9 protein-coding genes and 1 pseudogene are annotated in these 15,606 nt (G+C 59.1%); 4 read left to right on the plus strand and 6 right to left on the minus strand.

What is annotated here, in order from left to right:
• The first annotated feature begins 1,450 nt into the window (after nucleotides 1–1,450).
• Complete coding sequence (locus ACFSOZ_RS20705) at nucleotides 1,451–2,026, plus strand: hypothetical protein (RefSeq protein ID WP_379101026.1); 576 nt, start codon at nucleotides 1,451–1,453, stop codon at nucleotides 2,024–2,026.
• 4,357 nt (nucleotides 2,027–6,383) lie between these two features.
• Here the strand turns inward: ACFSOZ_RS20705 and ACFSOZ_RS20710 are convergent.
• The 3 genes and pseudogenes from ACFSOZ_RS20710 to ACFSOZ_RS20720 form a co-directional block, all read right to left on the minus strand.
• A pseudogene (locus ACFSOZ_RS20710) lies at nucleotides 6,384–7,157 on the minus strand (ABC transporter permease); the annotation flags it as partial.
• Nucleotides 7,158–7,255: 98 nt separating this feature from the next.
• Complete coding sequence (locus ACFSOZ_RS20715) at nucleotides 7,256–8,197, minus strand: sugar ABC transporter substrate-binding protein (protein ID WP_379101028.1); 942 nt, start codon at nucleotides 8,195–8,197, stop codon at nucleotides 7,256–7,258.
• Nucleotides 8,198–8,542: 345 nt separating this feature from the next.
• Entirely contained in the window at nucleotides 8,543–9,574 is a 1,032-nt protein-coding gene (locus ACFSOZ_RS20720; RefSeq protein WP_379101031.1) for a LacI family DNA-binding transcriptional regulator, read from the minus strand.
• A 167-nt stretch (nucleotides 9,575–9,741) separates the two neighbouring features.
• Between ACFSOZ_RS20720 and ACFSOZ_RS20725 the strand changes: the two genes are divergently transcribed.
• From ACFSOZ_RS20725 to ACFSOZ_RS20735, 3 genes are read left to right on the plus strand one after another with little or no spacing between them, the layout of a single operon-like run.
• Entirely contained in the window at nucleotides 9,742–10,833 is a 1,092-nt protein-coding gene (locus tag ACFSOZ_RS20725) for a fatty acid desaturase family protein (protein ID WP_379101033.1), read from the plus strand.
• A gap of 37 nt (nucleotides 10,834–10,870) precedes the next feature.
• Complete coding sequence (locus ACFSOZ_RS20730; protein ID WP_379101036.1) at nucleotides 10,871–11,185, plus strand: MocE family 2Fe-2S type ferredoxin; 315 nt, start codon at nucleotides 10,871–10,873, stop codon at nucleotides 11,183–11,185.
• Entirely contained in the window at nucleotides 11,182–12,420 is a 1,239-nt protein-coding gene (locus ACFSOZ_RS20735; protein ID WP_379101039.1) for an NAD(P)/FAD-dependent oxidoreductase, read from the plus strand. Before ACFSOZ_RS20730 ends, ACFSOZ_RS20735 begins: the two co-directional genes overlap by 4 nt.
• Before the next feature lie 70 nt (nucleotides 12,421–12,490).
• On the opposite strand, the gene ACFSOZ_RS20740 is transcribed toward ACFSOZ_RS20735, so the two are convergent.
• The 3 genes from ACFSOZ_RS20740 to ACFSOZ_RS20750 all read right to left on the minus strand — a co-directional run bounded on the left by ACFSOZ_RS20740 (nucleotide 12,491) and on the right by ACFSOZ_RS20750 (nucleotide 15,598).
• Complete coding sequence (locus ACFSOZ_RS20740; protein WP_379101042.1) at nucleotides 12,491–13,450, minus strand: DUF1402 family protein; 960 nt, start codon at nucleotides 13,448–13,450, stop codon at nucleotides 12,491–12,493.
• Between the two features lie 230 nt (nucleotides 13,451–13,680).
• A complete protein-coding gene (hslU, locus tag ACFSOZ_RS20745) occupies nucleotides 13,681–14,994 on the minus strand; it encodes an ATP-dependent protease ATPase subunit HslU (RefSeq protein ID WP_379101045.1) in 1,314 nt (437 codons plus the stop codon).
• Between the two features lie 4 nt (nucleotides 14,995–14,998).
• The gene (locus ACFSOZ_RS20750) at nucleotides 14,999–15,598 is read right to left on the minus strand and encodes a DUF2585 domain-containing protein (RefSeq protein WP_379101048.1); all 600 of its coding nucleotides are present in this window, start codon (nucleotides 15,596–15,598) and stop codon (nucleotides 14,999–15,001) included.
• Between the last annotated feature and the right edge of the window lie 8 nt (nucleotides 15,599–15,606).

Genomic DNA, 15,606 nt, shown 5'->3' on the forward strand with positions numbered 1-15,606 from the left:
GCCGTTGGCGAGCGGCACGCAAGTGCATATTTGAAAGTAGGGTGAAGTCGCCACGCGCGGGATTTGCCAGCTATTACAGTCAAGACCAGTAGTGCTCGACAAGGCAGACGTGCCGAACCTGGCAACCCGACGAGGGACGCAGTAACCGCTGATGACGCAACTGGGCTGTCGGAACTACGCGAAAAGCCGTCGAGATGCACGTTGCGTTCCAGTGCCTAACACTGACGAAAAGACCAGCCCTCGCCGCGGAGTGGCGCCATCCAGGTCGTGATGACCTAAGGTCCAGGCCAACATTCACATGAAGATCGGATCAGGGTTGGGGTCGGCGGTGGCCGTCTTCTACGATGCCACCCAGGACGCGTCAGATTAATCTGGTCCGCGATTTGCACCGGCTCGGACGACCTAATGACCGGACCTATACCCGTTTGTTCCAGGGAGACTTGTGCCGGCCGGCCCACGGGCCTGCGGGCAGCGCTGAAAGTTGGAGCTTGTGCGCGTGCACCATGAACTTGTCCCAAGGCGATGAAGGTCGAAACACAAGGTCTAGTCCCTTTTCCAGAAAACCTTCCATGGTGAACGCCGGGCGAACATCGACAAGTCGTCCTGGAGTAACGCAACTGCAACGGGCGGAACTATAGCGGGCGAGGCGGCGCAACAATAGCCCGCGCTCCCTCTTTTCCCTCTCGAAAAAGAGGGCCGGCCTCGCGCAAGGCGTGCGAAGGGGCGACCTTCGGCTTGACGGAGGATAGAAGATTTTGGCTAGCGTGTACATCTCATGGCGTCGCAAGCCTGGGGGTGCCGGCTATGACTGCGAAGAACGCGCGCCAATGGCCTGCCGAAATACGACAAGCGATCTTTCCGTGGCCGGCTGGGTAATCCATCGTCGTCTTTCTTCGAACTGATTCCGATGGCCGGATCATTTTCTCGGACGACAGCTTCCTGTTCATAGCACCCGCAGGACGTCAGGCTGGCGATCCTTCAACGTGAGGCGGCGCGCTCTTCAGCTAGATCTATCCATCCTGCAGGTGTCGGTGTCGTACCTGCTATCATCGAAACTATCGCGTCACGTCAACTGCATACATCAACCGCGATGCGTGAAGTCCGGCCAATCGCACACTGTCCTCTGGATGTTCTCTCGTGAATTCGTCGGGCGCGTACTACTTCAGCGATGATCGCCATGAGAGCTTACGCCCAGGGTGGCGATACCCTCCATCGGACAACGCCTCCAATACCCCCAGGCGGAATTGTTCCTGAAAGCGCAAGGCTAGAACCGGTCTGCCCGTTCCTTCTGTGCCGGTGCTGGTAGGCGATCCCGCTGCCGTTGCTCGTTCGCCGGCCTGGTCCAAGTCGGCGCTTGATTGACCTACACCCAGCATCCCAAGGTGCACTTTCTCAATGCGCCACGCTCCCCCGGCACTGATGGTCACCCGCGCGCCGGCATCGCCTCAACATGGTGGTCAACAGGGTCAGGCTGTATTTACGCTTTGGCCCCACCGAAGGTTTGCGCGCGCAATCGGCAAAGGCTGATCGGCTCTCATACATTTTTTCTTCCTGTTCTCGCTGCGGTGCTGTCCAGTTGACAATGCACCTAGCAACACCGGTGTTAATGGCAAGCCTGTTTTCGCGATCGGCTTCCAACGATGACTGCCGCGCGTCATGTCCAGCATTCAACTACATCTGCACAACCACTAAGTATCCTCTCTATGTCATCGGCCCGGCCGCTGTGACTGTGGGGCATGCACTCGGCCAGCCCTTGGTGCTGATTCCGAAGAAACCTCAAGCCGCGCAATCGGGACAAATGGGCGTGATGTACGAACTCGATGCGATCCCGCTCATGGTCGGTCATCGGCGGGTCTCTTTGTCGGGCGGGCTGTCGGCTCGGATCGTCCCGTGCACGGTGATATCTGGCTCGCTGGATCTTGCGGCGCATCATCTCCGGATTTCACACCCTTCCTGCGGCCTCGGACGCTCTCTACCAGGATATGGTCAGGGCGTGATCATCGGTCGGCGCAGTCGTTTTCTCTGATCCAGTGGCAGTCAGCCTGCGGGGCAATGGAGGCTTGATCATGGCATACATGTTTCTGAAGACCGTCGAAAACCTGAAGCCCCCCCAACGCGTCTAGTGGCGCTGTGCATGTCTCGCTGGAGTGCGCGAATCATTTACGTAGCTGCTCTAAGGGCGTTTTCTTACTGTTCCAAAGATGACGTTCGCCTCCGGCTTCACACGTCCGCCGGCGACTTGGGCCTTGACGGATTCTGTGAAGGCCTCCGAGCCGTCAACCACATGTGGGCCGCATGGCGAAGCCCATGGTCCTCCTTCGCTGACGTGCCTTTCGACGCAGTTCCTTGACGATGTCCCGCCTCGACGCCCTGGCGCGCCAGGCTGCAGGCCGATCGACAGGCCGGTCCAGAACTGTCTAGCACCCTGACGGCGCAGCGACCATTCGGGACATCCTCCACCTTCCTTTGACGATTGCAGCCAGCGGGCACGCCCCAGTCGCCGGACACGTCCGATGATTCGTCACCGGTCCCAGCGATATACCAACCGCCGTCAGGCGTATCGGATATATTTATCAACCATATTCTGCATCGCCTTGCGAGGCGATGAGCTTGAACATTTGGATCAACGTCCTCGTGTACGGACGTAAAGGCCGCCTTCGTAAAGCGCATTTCCTCGCCATAACGCGCGATGATACCTGGCGGCGCCACTCCTGGATGAAGTACTCGCCGGCGAACAGATGAGGTGCTGTTGCGGCGCGGACGTTCACGCCAGCGGCTCGGTCCATTGCCCTTGACCGCCGGTTCCCTCGTCGCGTCACATAGCATTCTCTGACCTCTCGTGGTCGAATGAACTCCATTTGCGGCGCTTCGATCAGGCCGAATCGGCATAGACTTGAAGGATTGGTAGTTGTTCGGTCCCCTTCGGGAGCTGAAGCCAGATGACAGCCTTTCTGCCACGGTCCTATGGTTCCGTTGACGCGACTTGTCGAAATAGTCAGCGCCGCGCCGCGCGTACGCTCGTAGGCAGCCGAAGCCGAGAAGTATTCGTTTGAGTGTAGATCTCGAGAATGCGATTCCTTGGGATAGGCCTGCTCCGAAATGCGGATAGAGCAGACGGATCATCTCCTGGATCTTGCGCTCGAATATGGTCTGGTCCGAGGGACAACTAGGAAGTTCTCGCCCACCTGGCTGGTGTAATCTGTCGAGGCGCGCGCACTTGGCGGCTTGCCCGATCCAAATTCTGCAGGTTGACGATGATGGTCGCGGCCAAGGCCGGTCACGTCCGATGCCGGGTGGTTGTAGAGAGTTCTTTGGGTTCTTCATACGACCGACAGGAAGGCCCGCTCGCCTTGACGGCGATCCGGTATGGCCCTGGATCGGCAGATAAAGGCGGCGTTCACGGGCATATTCGGCCATCAGCGGCGCCGACATCACTATGTAATAGGATCTCTCTTCACAACAACAACTTACGGGTATTGAGCGATAAGGGGAGGAGGAGGGAAAATGAGAGCAATAGAATCTATATCATAGTGAGTGTCCTGGCGCTGCTGATGGCCGAATATGAGCCACGTATCTAACGTTGGTGACTCCGCCTGGTATCTGCCGATCCAGGCCATGACCGGAATCGCGTCAAGGCGGCCTTCCTGTCTGCTGTAGTAACAGAACTTCTACAGACTCACCCCGTGGCATCGTAGTGATCCGGCCTTTCTTAGGCCTCGCGTCAGTCAGCGTCAACCGCAGAATTCTTGGCTTCGGGCATAGCTAGCCAATCGGGCGCGTCTCTCAAGACTATCTACCCAGCAGGTGGAGAAAGAACCTTTCCTGTTTGTCACTCATGCATCCCGGTAGCGCCTAATGAGGCGCAAGATCAATGTGAGATGATCCTCAGCCCTTGCACCCGCTATCGTGAGCGTTGGCCTATCCCAAGGATCGCTTTCCTCTGAGGATCTCTACCTCACATCTACCTAAATCTTCTTCGTTGCTTTCGGGCCTACGAGCGTCGCCGTGCGACGGCGCTTGAACCTATTTCGTGACAAGTCGGCTTCCATAACGAACTGACCGTGTGGGGCCAGGCTAGGCCTATCTGCTCCAGTCGCTCGGTAGAATCCGACGGGATAATCAGGACTGCGAACAACTACCCATCGGGTGCGCTTCACAACAGGCCATCGGCGCGCGAGTACGAGCGCCAGGTCGCAGACTGGGTCAATCGAGACCAGTACATGGTCTAGAGAATGTCGATGAGGTGAGTCGCGCGAGGAAAGGCGGCGGTGGCGCCGAAGTTGGTCACGAGTAGCAAGTACCGCGTGGGCGTGACGTCGCGCCGGTCGCAACGGCACCTTGTCTTTTGTCGGCCCGGCAAGTACTCACCTCGAGGGAGGTAGCGCCGCCAGTATTCATCTGCGGCCGCCGTATAGTGGCGAGTAATGCGCTTTATAAGGCTATTCATGCGATATACGGCGCCTTTTCTGTCACGTACGAGGGATGGTGAGTACCTTAACGCAATTTATGATCCAAAGGCCTTTCAAGACTCTACGCAAACGGCAAGGCGATGCGAAACCTGAGTAGTTGTAAAATATACGACTCAACCATACTGCTGCGCGGCTTATCGGCGGCTCGTGACGAAACAATCGACGTGTCCGTTCGAGACGTGGGGGCGTGGCCAGCTGGCGCATGATCGGAGTTCGAACATATGTCAAGGGGCTGAGAGGATGTCCCCGAATGTGTTCCGGCATCGGCACGCACAAAAGCCGTCGTGCTCGCAGTTTCGGAGACCGGCCTGGTGGTGGGCGATAATCGCTCCAGATGCGAGCCGGCGCGACTCTAGGCGTCGGGCGACACAAGATCGTCAAGGATACCAACCGTCTCAAGGACCGTCGCAAGCGGACCGTCATCAAGAGACAATGTGGCTTCCCGCAGAAATTTTGCACGCGCTTAGACCAATAAACCTGTGCGTAATCTGTGTTTGTTGTTTATTATGTACAAGCATTAACATATTACCATTTCACAAGTGACAACTAAAATGCCGAGCCGCAAATATAAGAACCATTCGTGTCGGTCGCAATTGTGATTCAATGGACTCTTCTTTTTCGTCTATAAATTAGTGTGTAGATCTCCCCTCAGTCATGCGTTACTACTTCTCATTAGTCCGTGTTTAATTGTATGGTATCTTCTTGTTTAGTCCTAGTGTAATACTCATTTTTTATTGCACATGTGACCTGTTTTTTGTTGTTCATTTCTGCGTATCCGAGCTCATGTGTTGCTACACCAGTTCATTAATGAGCCTAAAAAGACGGTATGACCTTGGACTTTATAATGTTTACGTCATTCGATAGGTTTGTTTGTGGTGTTTTAACTGCTTACTTCCAGGTAGTTGTCTGCAGATTTCTCTAGGAACTTATATGAATGGCGACTAAGATTGTCAATCATGTATTTACTTTCGTTGTACTATTATAACACTCCATCCTTCTAATTGCGACTTCACTACTGTATGTTTAAATACCGCTTGCCGTGTGCCGATGGAACTTCCGGACAATCTGCTCACGTACCTATCTATCTTTCCTCGCTCATGCCTGGTGCACAGGTAAGACCCATACATATCACATAAAAGTCCGTTTTTGATCAGAGACGTACCAAACCATAAGTTCCGGCTGACTCTTGTGGTGTCTAATCCATCTTGATCAATGCCGCAAAACAATTCATTTATACTCATCTACAGGGGTTTTATATATCTCCTCATCTGCAGTTTGCTGAGCTACCTCCTTCACTGTTCCTCATTAACGCACGCCGCCACTATCGCCCTTTGGTCCCTAGTTTTTCGCTCTTCATGAGAAATCTGATGTCTTACCATTATACAATCCCTCTTTTGCCTTCTTAGTCCCGCATAGGGCAGGCGCGTTGGACGTTAGATCTATCTCGCCCTGTAATAAGCCACTGGTCGAGAACGGTACTTGCGGCCGTAACGATGCATCACTTTGTAAATTGCCCCATTTTAATGGACCAATACTCCATGCGTAGTGACTCAGGCGTCGTGAGACGCAGGATATGTTGTATAGTCCTCCGGGAGATGATGACGCCGAAGATCAGGCGAGCAAAGATAAAGATCCTAGAATTCACTATGTGCCTGATCGTACTACTCGAGCCCGCGGATCCACTGGTTATCGCCCGACAAGAGACTGGTATTAGATCACTGCCCGCCGAATGAGCCCCATGGGCGATCGCATTTTCTGAGTATGGTTCGTAATTCTCTGCCAGCCCAATGCGTCCGATTATGCGACGAACATTGGCGTTTCTTTCGAACTCAGTCACCCAACGGCGGGTCCTGTGCTGACAATATTCACTACATCAAAAAAGTATTGTCAATTGGAGGACCTTCTTCATGTCGTACCGGCGATGACATAGACGAGGATCTTGTGGTTGGCGATCTTGATGCCGGACATGCGCGCGGCGTCCTCGTTGGAGCCGATCGCGTAACAGTGCTTGCCATACCGTGTGTAGGTCATGATCAACTGGAACAGCACCGCCAGCGACAGGAAGATGATGACCGGCATCAGGCCTTTGCCGATTGCCGCGAAACCTTCGGTGGGAAACGAAATCGGCTGACCCTTTGACCACCATTTGGCGATGCCGCGCGCGGTGACCATCATGCCGAGCGTGGCGATGAATGGCGGGATGCGGGTGTAGGCAATCAAGGCGCCGTTGACCAGGCCGGCGAACAGCCCGCAGCCGATCGCCACCAGCACCGGCACGATGACGGGCAGATCGGTCCAGCCTTGCGCCAGGAACATCGCCTTGGGGTTGGGGTTGCCGTTGACGGTCGCCACCTGGGCGAAGCTCATGGCGATCATCGCGGTCGCGCCGACGATCGAACCCGAGGACAGGTCGATGCCGCCGGTGATGATCACTTGCGTGACGCCGATGGCGATGATGCCGACGATCGACACCTGCAGGATGATGATCTGCAGGCGCGCCTCGTTGAAGATCGCGCTGACGTCGCTGCGGGTGTTGAACAGGAAGCTGTCGCCGAGAAAGATCCGGCCGATCAGTTCGAAGACGACGACGAGGATTACAAGCGCCAGGAAGACGTTGATTTCGGCAGGCCATGCGCGCTTCTTCGCGTCATAGCCGACCCCGCCGACGCCATGAGATGTCTGTGCCAAATCTTCTATCCTCCGTCAGCCGCGGTCGCCCCTCGCCGCCTTGCCGGCGCTGAGGGAAAGGGAGCGGCGCTCTTGGCGCCGCTCCGTATGTCCGCCGTTCAGTTCTTCTTCAGGAACTTGTCGATGTTCGCCGGCGTCACCAGTTGGAAGGGCACATAGACCTTGTGTTCGACCTTCTCGCCCTTGGACAGTTTCAGTGCCGCATCCAGCGCGCCCGCGCCCTGGCCGGCCGCGTCCTGGAACACGGTTGCGTCAAGGTCGCCGGCCTGCATCGCGGCAAGCGCGTCCTGGGTGGCGTCGACGCCGCCGACCACGACCGACTTCATGTCGATGTTGGCGGCCTTCATCGCCTGGATGGCGCCGATGGCGCTTTCGTCATTGTTGGCAATGACGCCATCGAACGGCTTGCCGGTCGACAGCCAGTTGGTCATCAGGTTCTGCGCCTCGTCGCGGTTCCAGTTCGACGTCTGCTTGTCGATGATCTTGATGAAGCTGCAATCCGGCGTGGCGATCACCTCTTCAATATCCTTGGTGCGCTGCACGGCGGCCTGGTTGGAAAGTTCGCCCATGATCACATAGACGTTGGCTTCCTTCTTGCCGGCTTCCTTGAACAGGCGGCAGACTTCCTTGGTCTCGAGCGTGCCGGAATCGGCCTCGTTCGAAGCGACGAAGGCCTGGTTGTCCGGCAGTGTGTCGACATTGACCGGTTCGCGATTGACGTAGACCAGCGGGATCTTGGCGGCCGCGGCAGCGTCCGACATGGCCTGCGTGGCCGAGGTATCGACCGGATTGACGATGATCGCATCGACGCCCGAGGCGGCGAAGTTCTTGATCTGGTCGAGCTGCTTGGCGACGTCGTTCTGCGCGTCCTCGACCTGCAACTCCACGCCGCTCATGCCCTTGGCCTGCTCGATCATGCCGTTGCGCAGCACGGTCAGGAAGTTGTCGTCGAACTTGGCCATCGACACACCGACCTTGGCGGCCATGGCGGATGAACTCATCAGCGCCGCGAAAGCGACGCCCAAAATCAGTTTCTTCATTGTGTTTCTCCTCCACATATTGGTGTCCGGTTGCACCGATCTATCCGGAATCCCCGATCTCCCCGGGGAATCTCTCCCGATTGTCATTTCTGTTCCATGTGGCGTTTCCCGTTTGCTGGAACGCCAAACCCTCTGTTTGAAACAGATGTTCCGGAACGAAAGAACCAAAATACACAGTTGGTGAAATATTTATTCCATTTTGCCTCGGGGCGTCAAGGGAGATTCCAAAACCGGATGCGCGATTTTCGGATGATGAGCGCTTGCTGTGTTTCTCCGGCGCCGACGATCAGCCGGGGCCTTCGGGGCATCGACGAAGGCGCTTCGGCCGACGCGAAGGTCGAGAGCCTAGATGTTCTCAGGCAGATAGATGTCGAACGGCAGGAACGTCTGGCCGGGCGCGTTCGCGGCGCCGGTTTCGATGGCATGTGCCATCAGGGCGACCAGTTCACGGCAAAGTGCTGCCAGCGGCGTCGAGATCACCATCGTCAGGACGCCGTCCGCCAGGGCGGAGCGCGATACCGCCGTGATCTCGTTGCAGATGACCGCGGGCATCTCGGCCGGCTTTGCTTGCCTGAGCGCCGCGACCGCGCCCTCCATGCCGCCGCCGGCGACATAGCAGCCGACGAGATCAGGGTGGTGGCCGAGGAGGTCGACGAGCGTGTCCTGCGTGATCTGGTTGGCTTCGAGATTGACCAATGTCTCAAGCAAGGTGAATTCCGGCGCCTGTTCGCGAAAGAAGGAGCGAAAGCCGATCTCGCGCAGCTCATGTCCGTGAAAGCGGTGGCTGCCGACGAACAGCGCGACCTTGCCCGGCCGCCTGGCGGCCTTCGAAATCATCCAGGCCGCGGTGCGGCCGACCTTGCGGTTGTCGAGGCCGACATAGCCTTCGCGAATGCCCGCCGCGAAGTCGGACAGCAGGGAAAACACCGGCAGCCCTTTCGCCTTCATCTCCTCGACGGCGACCGTCAGCGTCGGGTGATCCGGGCCCACCAGGGCGACGGCCCTGCATTTGGCTGCCAGCCTGCGCGCGCGCTCGACGATTTCATCGGGGGCCAGCGAGTCCGCGAAGTCGATGATGGCGACACCGCGGAAACGCGGCGATCGCGACACGGCGAGCTCAAGCTCGCGGGCGAATTCGCTGTAGAAGACATAATTGCCCTTGAGCAGCAGGAAACCGAGCCGGTACTCGGGCAATTCGTGGCGCATCCGCTGCTTGATCAGCCCGGCGGCGTGATAGCCGATCTCGGTCGCTGCCTCGTAGACGCGGCGCGCGGTGTCTTCGCGCACCGGCAGGCGGCTGTTGAGGACGCGGTCCACCGTGGCAACGCTGACCCCGGAGATGCGCGCCAGGTCGGTGATGGTCGGCCGTTTCGCCATGCTTGCCTCATCGGATTGCTTGGCCTCTTCTTACATCATTCTGATAGGAAATGATAGAAACTATCTTTGTGATGTTGAGTCTATCATGCGTCGGCGTTATTTTCAGGCTCGAAGCCGAGGGATATCGGGCATTCGCCTGGCGAATGCCTTTGCCAAGGGAGGCAACCATGCGTACTGCGCCGTCCCGGCGTGACTACAGCCTGATCGGCCGCGACGCCAAGCTCGCCGTCGAGACCGGCCTGTCGGCGGCCGAGTGGTATCATACCGACATCCCGCGCAAGCAGATGAAGGAGCTGATGCAGCGCTCCGACGCACCGGCGATCCGCGACACCATCATCTGGCTCGCCGCCCTGACCGTCAGTGGCGCCGGCGGCGCCTGGTTCTGGGGCACATGGTGGTGCGTGCCGTTCTTCTTCGTCTATGGCGTCCTCTACGGCTCATCCACCGATTCACGCTGGCACGAATGCGGCCACGGCACCGCATTCCGGACGCAATGGATGAATGACGCGATCTATCAGATCGCCTGCTTCATGATCATGCGCAATCCGGTGACCTGGCGCTGGAGCCACACGCGCCATCACACCGACACCATCATTGTTGGCCGCGACCCGGAAATCTCGGTCATGCGGCCGCCGGATCTGCTGCGCGTCGTCCTGGCCTTTGTCGGCGTGCTCGACGCCTGGCATGCGATGAGCGACATGCTGCGCAACGCCGTCGGCAACATCAGCGCGGCGGAAAAGACCTTCATTCTCGAGCAGGAGCAGCCGAAGGCGATCCGCATTGCCCGCATCTGGACAGCGATCTATGCCGCCACCATCGCGCTGGCGCTCTATACCGGTTCGTTCCTGCCTTTGATGCTGGTCGGCCTGCCCAGGCTCTATGGCGCCTGGCATCACGTCATGGTCGGGCTGCTGCAACATGGCGGCCTGGCCGACAACGTCACCGATCATCGCCTCAACAGCCGCACCGTCTACATGAACCCGATCAGCCGTTTCATCTATTGGAACATGAACTACCATGTCGAGCATCACATGTTCCCGATGGTGCCCTATCATGCGCTGCCGAGGCTGCATGCGCTGATCAAGCACGACCTGCCGGCGCCGACCCCGTCGATCCTGGCCGGCTATCGCGAAATGATCCCGGCCTTCCTGCGCCAGTTGCGCAACGAGGACTATTTCCTCAAGCGTGAGTTGCCGGCGACCGCCAGGCCATACCGCGACGAATTCCACAACGATGCAGTCGCCGCTGCCGCGGAATGACCGCGCGCTGGCTATCCGATTTCCACGGGAGGACCGAATGAGCGACTGGGTCGAGGCGTGTGCCGCCGGCGATATCGATGAAGAGGATGTGATGCGCTTCGACCATGGCGGCCGCACCTTCGCCATCTATCGCAGCCCCGATGATGACTATTTCGCCACCGATGGTCTCTGCACCCACGAAAAGGTGCATCTCGCAGACGGGCTGGTGATGGACGACATCATCGAATGCCCCAAGCACAATGGCCGCTTCAACTACAAGTCGGGGGACGCCCGTGGCGCGCCGGTCTGCGTCAACCTCAGGACCTATCCGGTCAAGGTCGACGCCGGCAAAGTCCTGATACAGATCGGATGACCGATATGACGCAAGGGATGGTCATCATAGGGGCCGGCGAATGCGGCGGACGGGCGGCATTGGCGTTGCGCGATCTCGGCTATGAGGGGCCGGTGACGCTGGTCGGCGACGAACCGCATCTGCCCTATGAACGGCCGCCTCTGTCCAAGGAGGCGATGACCAGCGATGCGCCCGAAATCAAGGCGATCGCCAGCGACGAGATGCTGGCCGTGAGGTCGATCCGGCATATCCATTCCGTTCAGGCCGTTGCGATCGATCGCGCGGCGCATACGGTGCGTCTGTCGGACGGTTCGGTCTTGCCCTACGACAAGCTCCTGCTGGCGACCGGTTCGACCCCGCGCAAACTGCCGATGCCCGGATTGGGTTCGCGCTGCGTCTATCTCCGCACCTTCGCCGATGCGCTGGCCATTCGCGCCCATCTCAGCGCGGGCAACCGTATCGCCATTGTCGGCGGTGGCTTCATCGGCCTCGAACTTGCCGCTGCGGCCCGCAACCTCGGCGCGGCGGTCACCGTCATCGAGGCGCAGCCACGCATTTTGATGCGTGGCGTACCGGCCGAGATCGCCGAAATCATCCATGATGCGCATGTTGCCGAGGGCGTGAATATCCTGTGCGGCGACGGCATCGCGTCCATCGCCGACGACGGCAAGGAGGTGCGCATCGCGCTTGCCGGCGGGCAGGAGATATCAGCCGATCTCGCCGTCATCGGCATCGGCGCCGTGCCGGTGACCGGACTTGCGGCCGAATCCGGACTGACGATCGACAACGGCATCGCTGTCGATGCCGAACTGCGCAGCAGCGATCCCGACATCTTCGCCGCCGGCGATTGCTGCTCGTTTCCGCTCACAGTCTATGATGGCCGCCGCGTGCGGCTGGAAGCCTGGCGTAACGCCCAGGAGCAGGGCGCACTGGCGGCGAAAAACATGCTCGGCGCCGGTGAGGCGCATGCGGCGGTGCCGTGGTTCTGGTCGGATCAATATGGTCTGTCCCTGCAGATCGCCGGGCTTTCCGACGAGGGCCGCAGTGTCGTGCGCCGCGATCTCGGCGACGGGGCTTTCATTCTCTTCCATCTGGCCGAAGACGGCAGGCTGGTGGCGGCCAGCGGCATCGGTCCCGGCAACGCGGTCGCCCGCGACATCCGACTGGCCGAAATGCTGATCGGCAAGCGGGCGAAGCCGGCGCCGGAAGCGCTGGGATCCCAGGCCGTCAAGCTGAAGTCGCTGCTGGCGGCCTGAGCCGTCATGCCGATTGTCGAAGTCGACGGCGACGAATTCAATATCGGCGCTGCTCGGCTCTCAACGTGCCCTAGAACAGCGCCTTCAGCTCCGTCAGCTTGTCGTTGACCAGCCAGCCGTAGTAATTCTCCTCGGGCAGCTTCTCCGGCTCGCCGGCAGCGCTGCGCCTGTCGTTCTCCGCCTTCAGCGCTTCGGCGCGCTGCTCCGGATTGCCGACATTGTAGAGCGTGGCGGTCAGCCCCGGATTGTCCGAAATGTCGAAACCGGCAATGTTCTTGTAGGCGTCGATCGATTTCCGGATCGTCGCGGCGACGTAAGGCAGCGTCAGGTCCGGATCCATGATGGTCTTGTAGACCGAATTGGGATCGGCGACGTCGAGCTTCGGCAGGCCCGAAACCTTGTGCACGAGATCGCTCATCTGCAAGGCCGTCAGCGGGTTCAACTGGCCGAGGCCGAAGGTCTGGCCGGCATAATAGGGCTGGAAGAAGGTGGCGCCGAAGCGGTCGTCGGGGAAACTCTCGCCACCGACGCTTTTGCCGCGAAACGAATGGTTCCACACCTGCTCGCGGCATTCCCACAGATCGTAGCTGTCCGACACCCCAGCGCATTTCTTGAATTCCGGCCGCTGCACGAAATCGGTGATGTCCTCGTCGTCATAGGCGAAGGACAACTTGCTCGAGAGATAGGAGATCGCCTTGACGTAGTAGGTCTGCAGCCGGTCATAGGCGTCGACATTGTAGGTGTGCTCGCCGACGATGGCGCCGACGATGTGCAGGGGATCGATGCCGTAGGCGGCCGCCGCCTTCTTGATCTTGCCGCGCAGATCGGCGTCGTTCTGCAGCAAGGCATAGACCTTGCGATACTTCGCCTGGAAGGTGGTGTTGGTGGCTTGCGTGCGCCGGCTCGAGGCGCCGGGTATATCGGGCTGCTCGGCATTGTGGTTTCCCGGCGGCACCAATGTCGCCGCGTCGGCGGCGAACAGCGTCGCCGCCAGCGTCAAGCCGAGAATGACCAGGATCAGTTTTTTCATGCGCCGCCGCCTGCAGATATTGCCGCGCAAACTAGGTAGTGCTCTTGGTCGAGTCGAGAGCGCCCCATCCACCGGCAAGACGAAAGGTGGCCAGATGGTGCCATCTGGCCACACATGATCTGTTTGCCGGACTGTGTTGCAACGCATCGGCCTAAAAATCGGAATCGATTTTTGGAAAGCACGCTGCTTCACTTTGAAGAGCCGGCGCCGGAATGACCCGGCGCCGTCGTTTAAAGGATGAATCGCGACAAATCTGTGTTTCTGGAGAGGTCGCCGACATGCTTTTCCACATAGGCGGCGTCGATGGTGACCGCCGTACCGTTGCGGTCGGGCGCGTCGTAGGAGATCTCGTCCAGCACCCGCTCCATCACCGTCTGCAGCCGCCGGGCGCCGATGTTCTCGACGCTGTCGTTGAGGTCGACGGCGATGCCGGCCAGCGAATCGATGGCGTCGTCGGTGAAGGTCAGGTCGACGCCCTCGGTCTTCATCAGCGCGATATACTGCTTGATCAGACTGGCTTCCGTCTCGGTCAAGATACGGACGAAATCGTCCTTCTCAAGCGCCCGCAATTCGACGCGGATCGGCAGGCGGCCCTGCAGCTCCGGCAGCAGGTCGGAAGGCTTCGAGACATGGAACGCACCGGAGGCGATGAACAGGATATGGTCGGTCTTCACCGGCCCATATTTGGTCGCAACCGTGGTGCCTTCGATCAGCGGCAGCAGGTCGCGCTGCACGCCTTCGCGAGAAACGCCGGCGCCCATGCCGCCTTCACGCGAGGCGATCTTGTCGATCTCGTCGAGGAAGACGATGCCGTCATTTTCCGTCGCATCGAGCGCCTGGCGCACCACCTCGTCCTGGTCGAGCAGCTTGTCGGACTCGTCGTTGACCAGCAGAGCGTAGGATTCCTTCACCGTCGTCTTGCGCGACTTGGTCTTCTTGCCGCCCATCGCTTTCGACAGCATGTCGTTGATGTTCAGCACGCCGATATTGGCGCCCGGCATGCCGGGAATCTCGAAGCCGGGCATGCCGCCACTGCCGGTGTCGGCCACTTCGATCTCGATCTCCTTGTCATCGAGTTCGCCGTCGCGCAGTTTCTTGCGGAAACTGTCGCGCGTCGCCGGGCTCGCCGTCTTGCCGACCAGCGCTTCCAGCACGCGTTCCTCGGCGTTGATGTGGGCGCGCGCCTTGACGTCCTCGCGCAACTTCTCGCGCACCAGGCCGATGGCGATCTCGACCAGGTCGCGGATGATCTGTTCGACATCGCGGCCGACATAGCCGACTTCGGTGAACTTGGTCGCCTCGACCTTGACGAAAGGCGCGCCGGCGAGGCGCGCCAGGCGGCGCGAGATCTCGGTCTTGCCGACGCCCGTCGGCCCGATCATCAGGATGTTCTTCGGCATCACCTCTTCGCGCATCTGGCCTTCCAGCTGCTGGCGGCGCCAGCGGTTGCGCAAGGCGATGGCCACGGCGCGTTTGGCGTCCTTCTGGCCGATGATGAAACGGTCGAGTTCCGAAACGATTTCGCGGGGAGAAAATGTGCTCATATCACTAAATTCCACTTTGCCACTGCTTGATGGCCTCGAACGGATGCAGCAGCATGATCACGTTGAGTGTCAGATTGTCCCGGATGAGATAGCCGGTACCCAGTTCGAACAGGATGGCGAGGCTGACGATCACCCATATAGGTAGCCTTCGCGCCATCACAAATCCCAGCACCATGGCCAGTGTGTCGGACACCGAATTGATGATGCTGTCGCCGTAGTAGTCGAGCGAGATGGTGCCGGCGCGGTAGCGGTCGATGATGAACGGGCTGTTTTCCAGCAGTTCCCAGCCGCCCTCGACGAGGACCGCGAATGCCAGCCTCAAGCCGATCGGCGAACGCGGGAACAGGAACCTCGCCAGCGCGTAGAACAGGAAGCCGTGGATGATGTGAGAGAACGTGTACCAGTCCGAAATGTGCTGGGAATTCTCGGAACTCTGCACGACACCATGCCAGAGCTTCACATAACCGCAGGTGCAGATAGGTGTCCGGCCCATCAGGTAGAGCGTCACGGCCTGGACAAGGATCAGGCCAAGCACGATCAGTAGCCCCATCCGCCAGCTGTTTTCATAGGCCGAGAGGTTTTTATCCTCGACAGATGCGATCATGCCCTATT

This window comes from Mesorhizobium newzealandense (genome assembly GCF_042682145.1).
GTDB classification, from domain to species: domain Bacteria; phylum Pseudomonadota; class Alphaproteobacteria; order Rhizobiales; family Rhizobiaceae; genus Mesorhizobium; species Mesorhizobium newzealandense.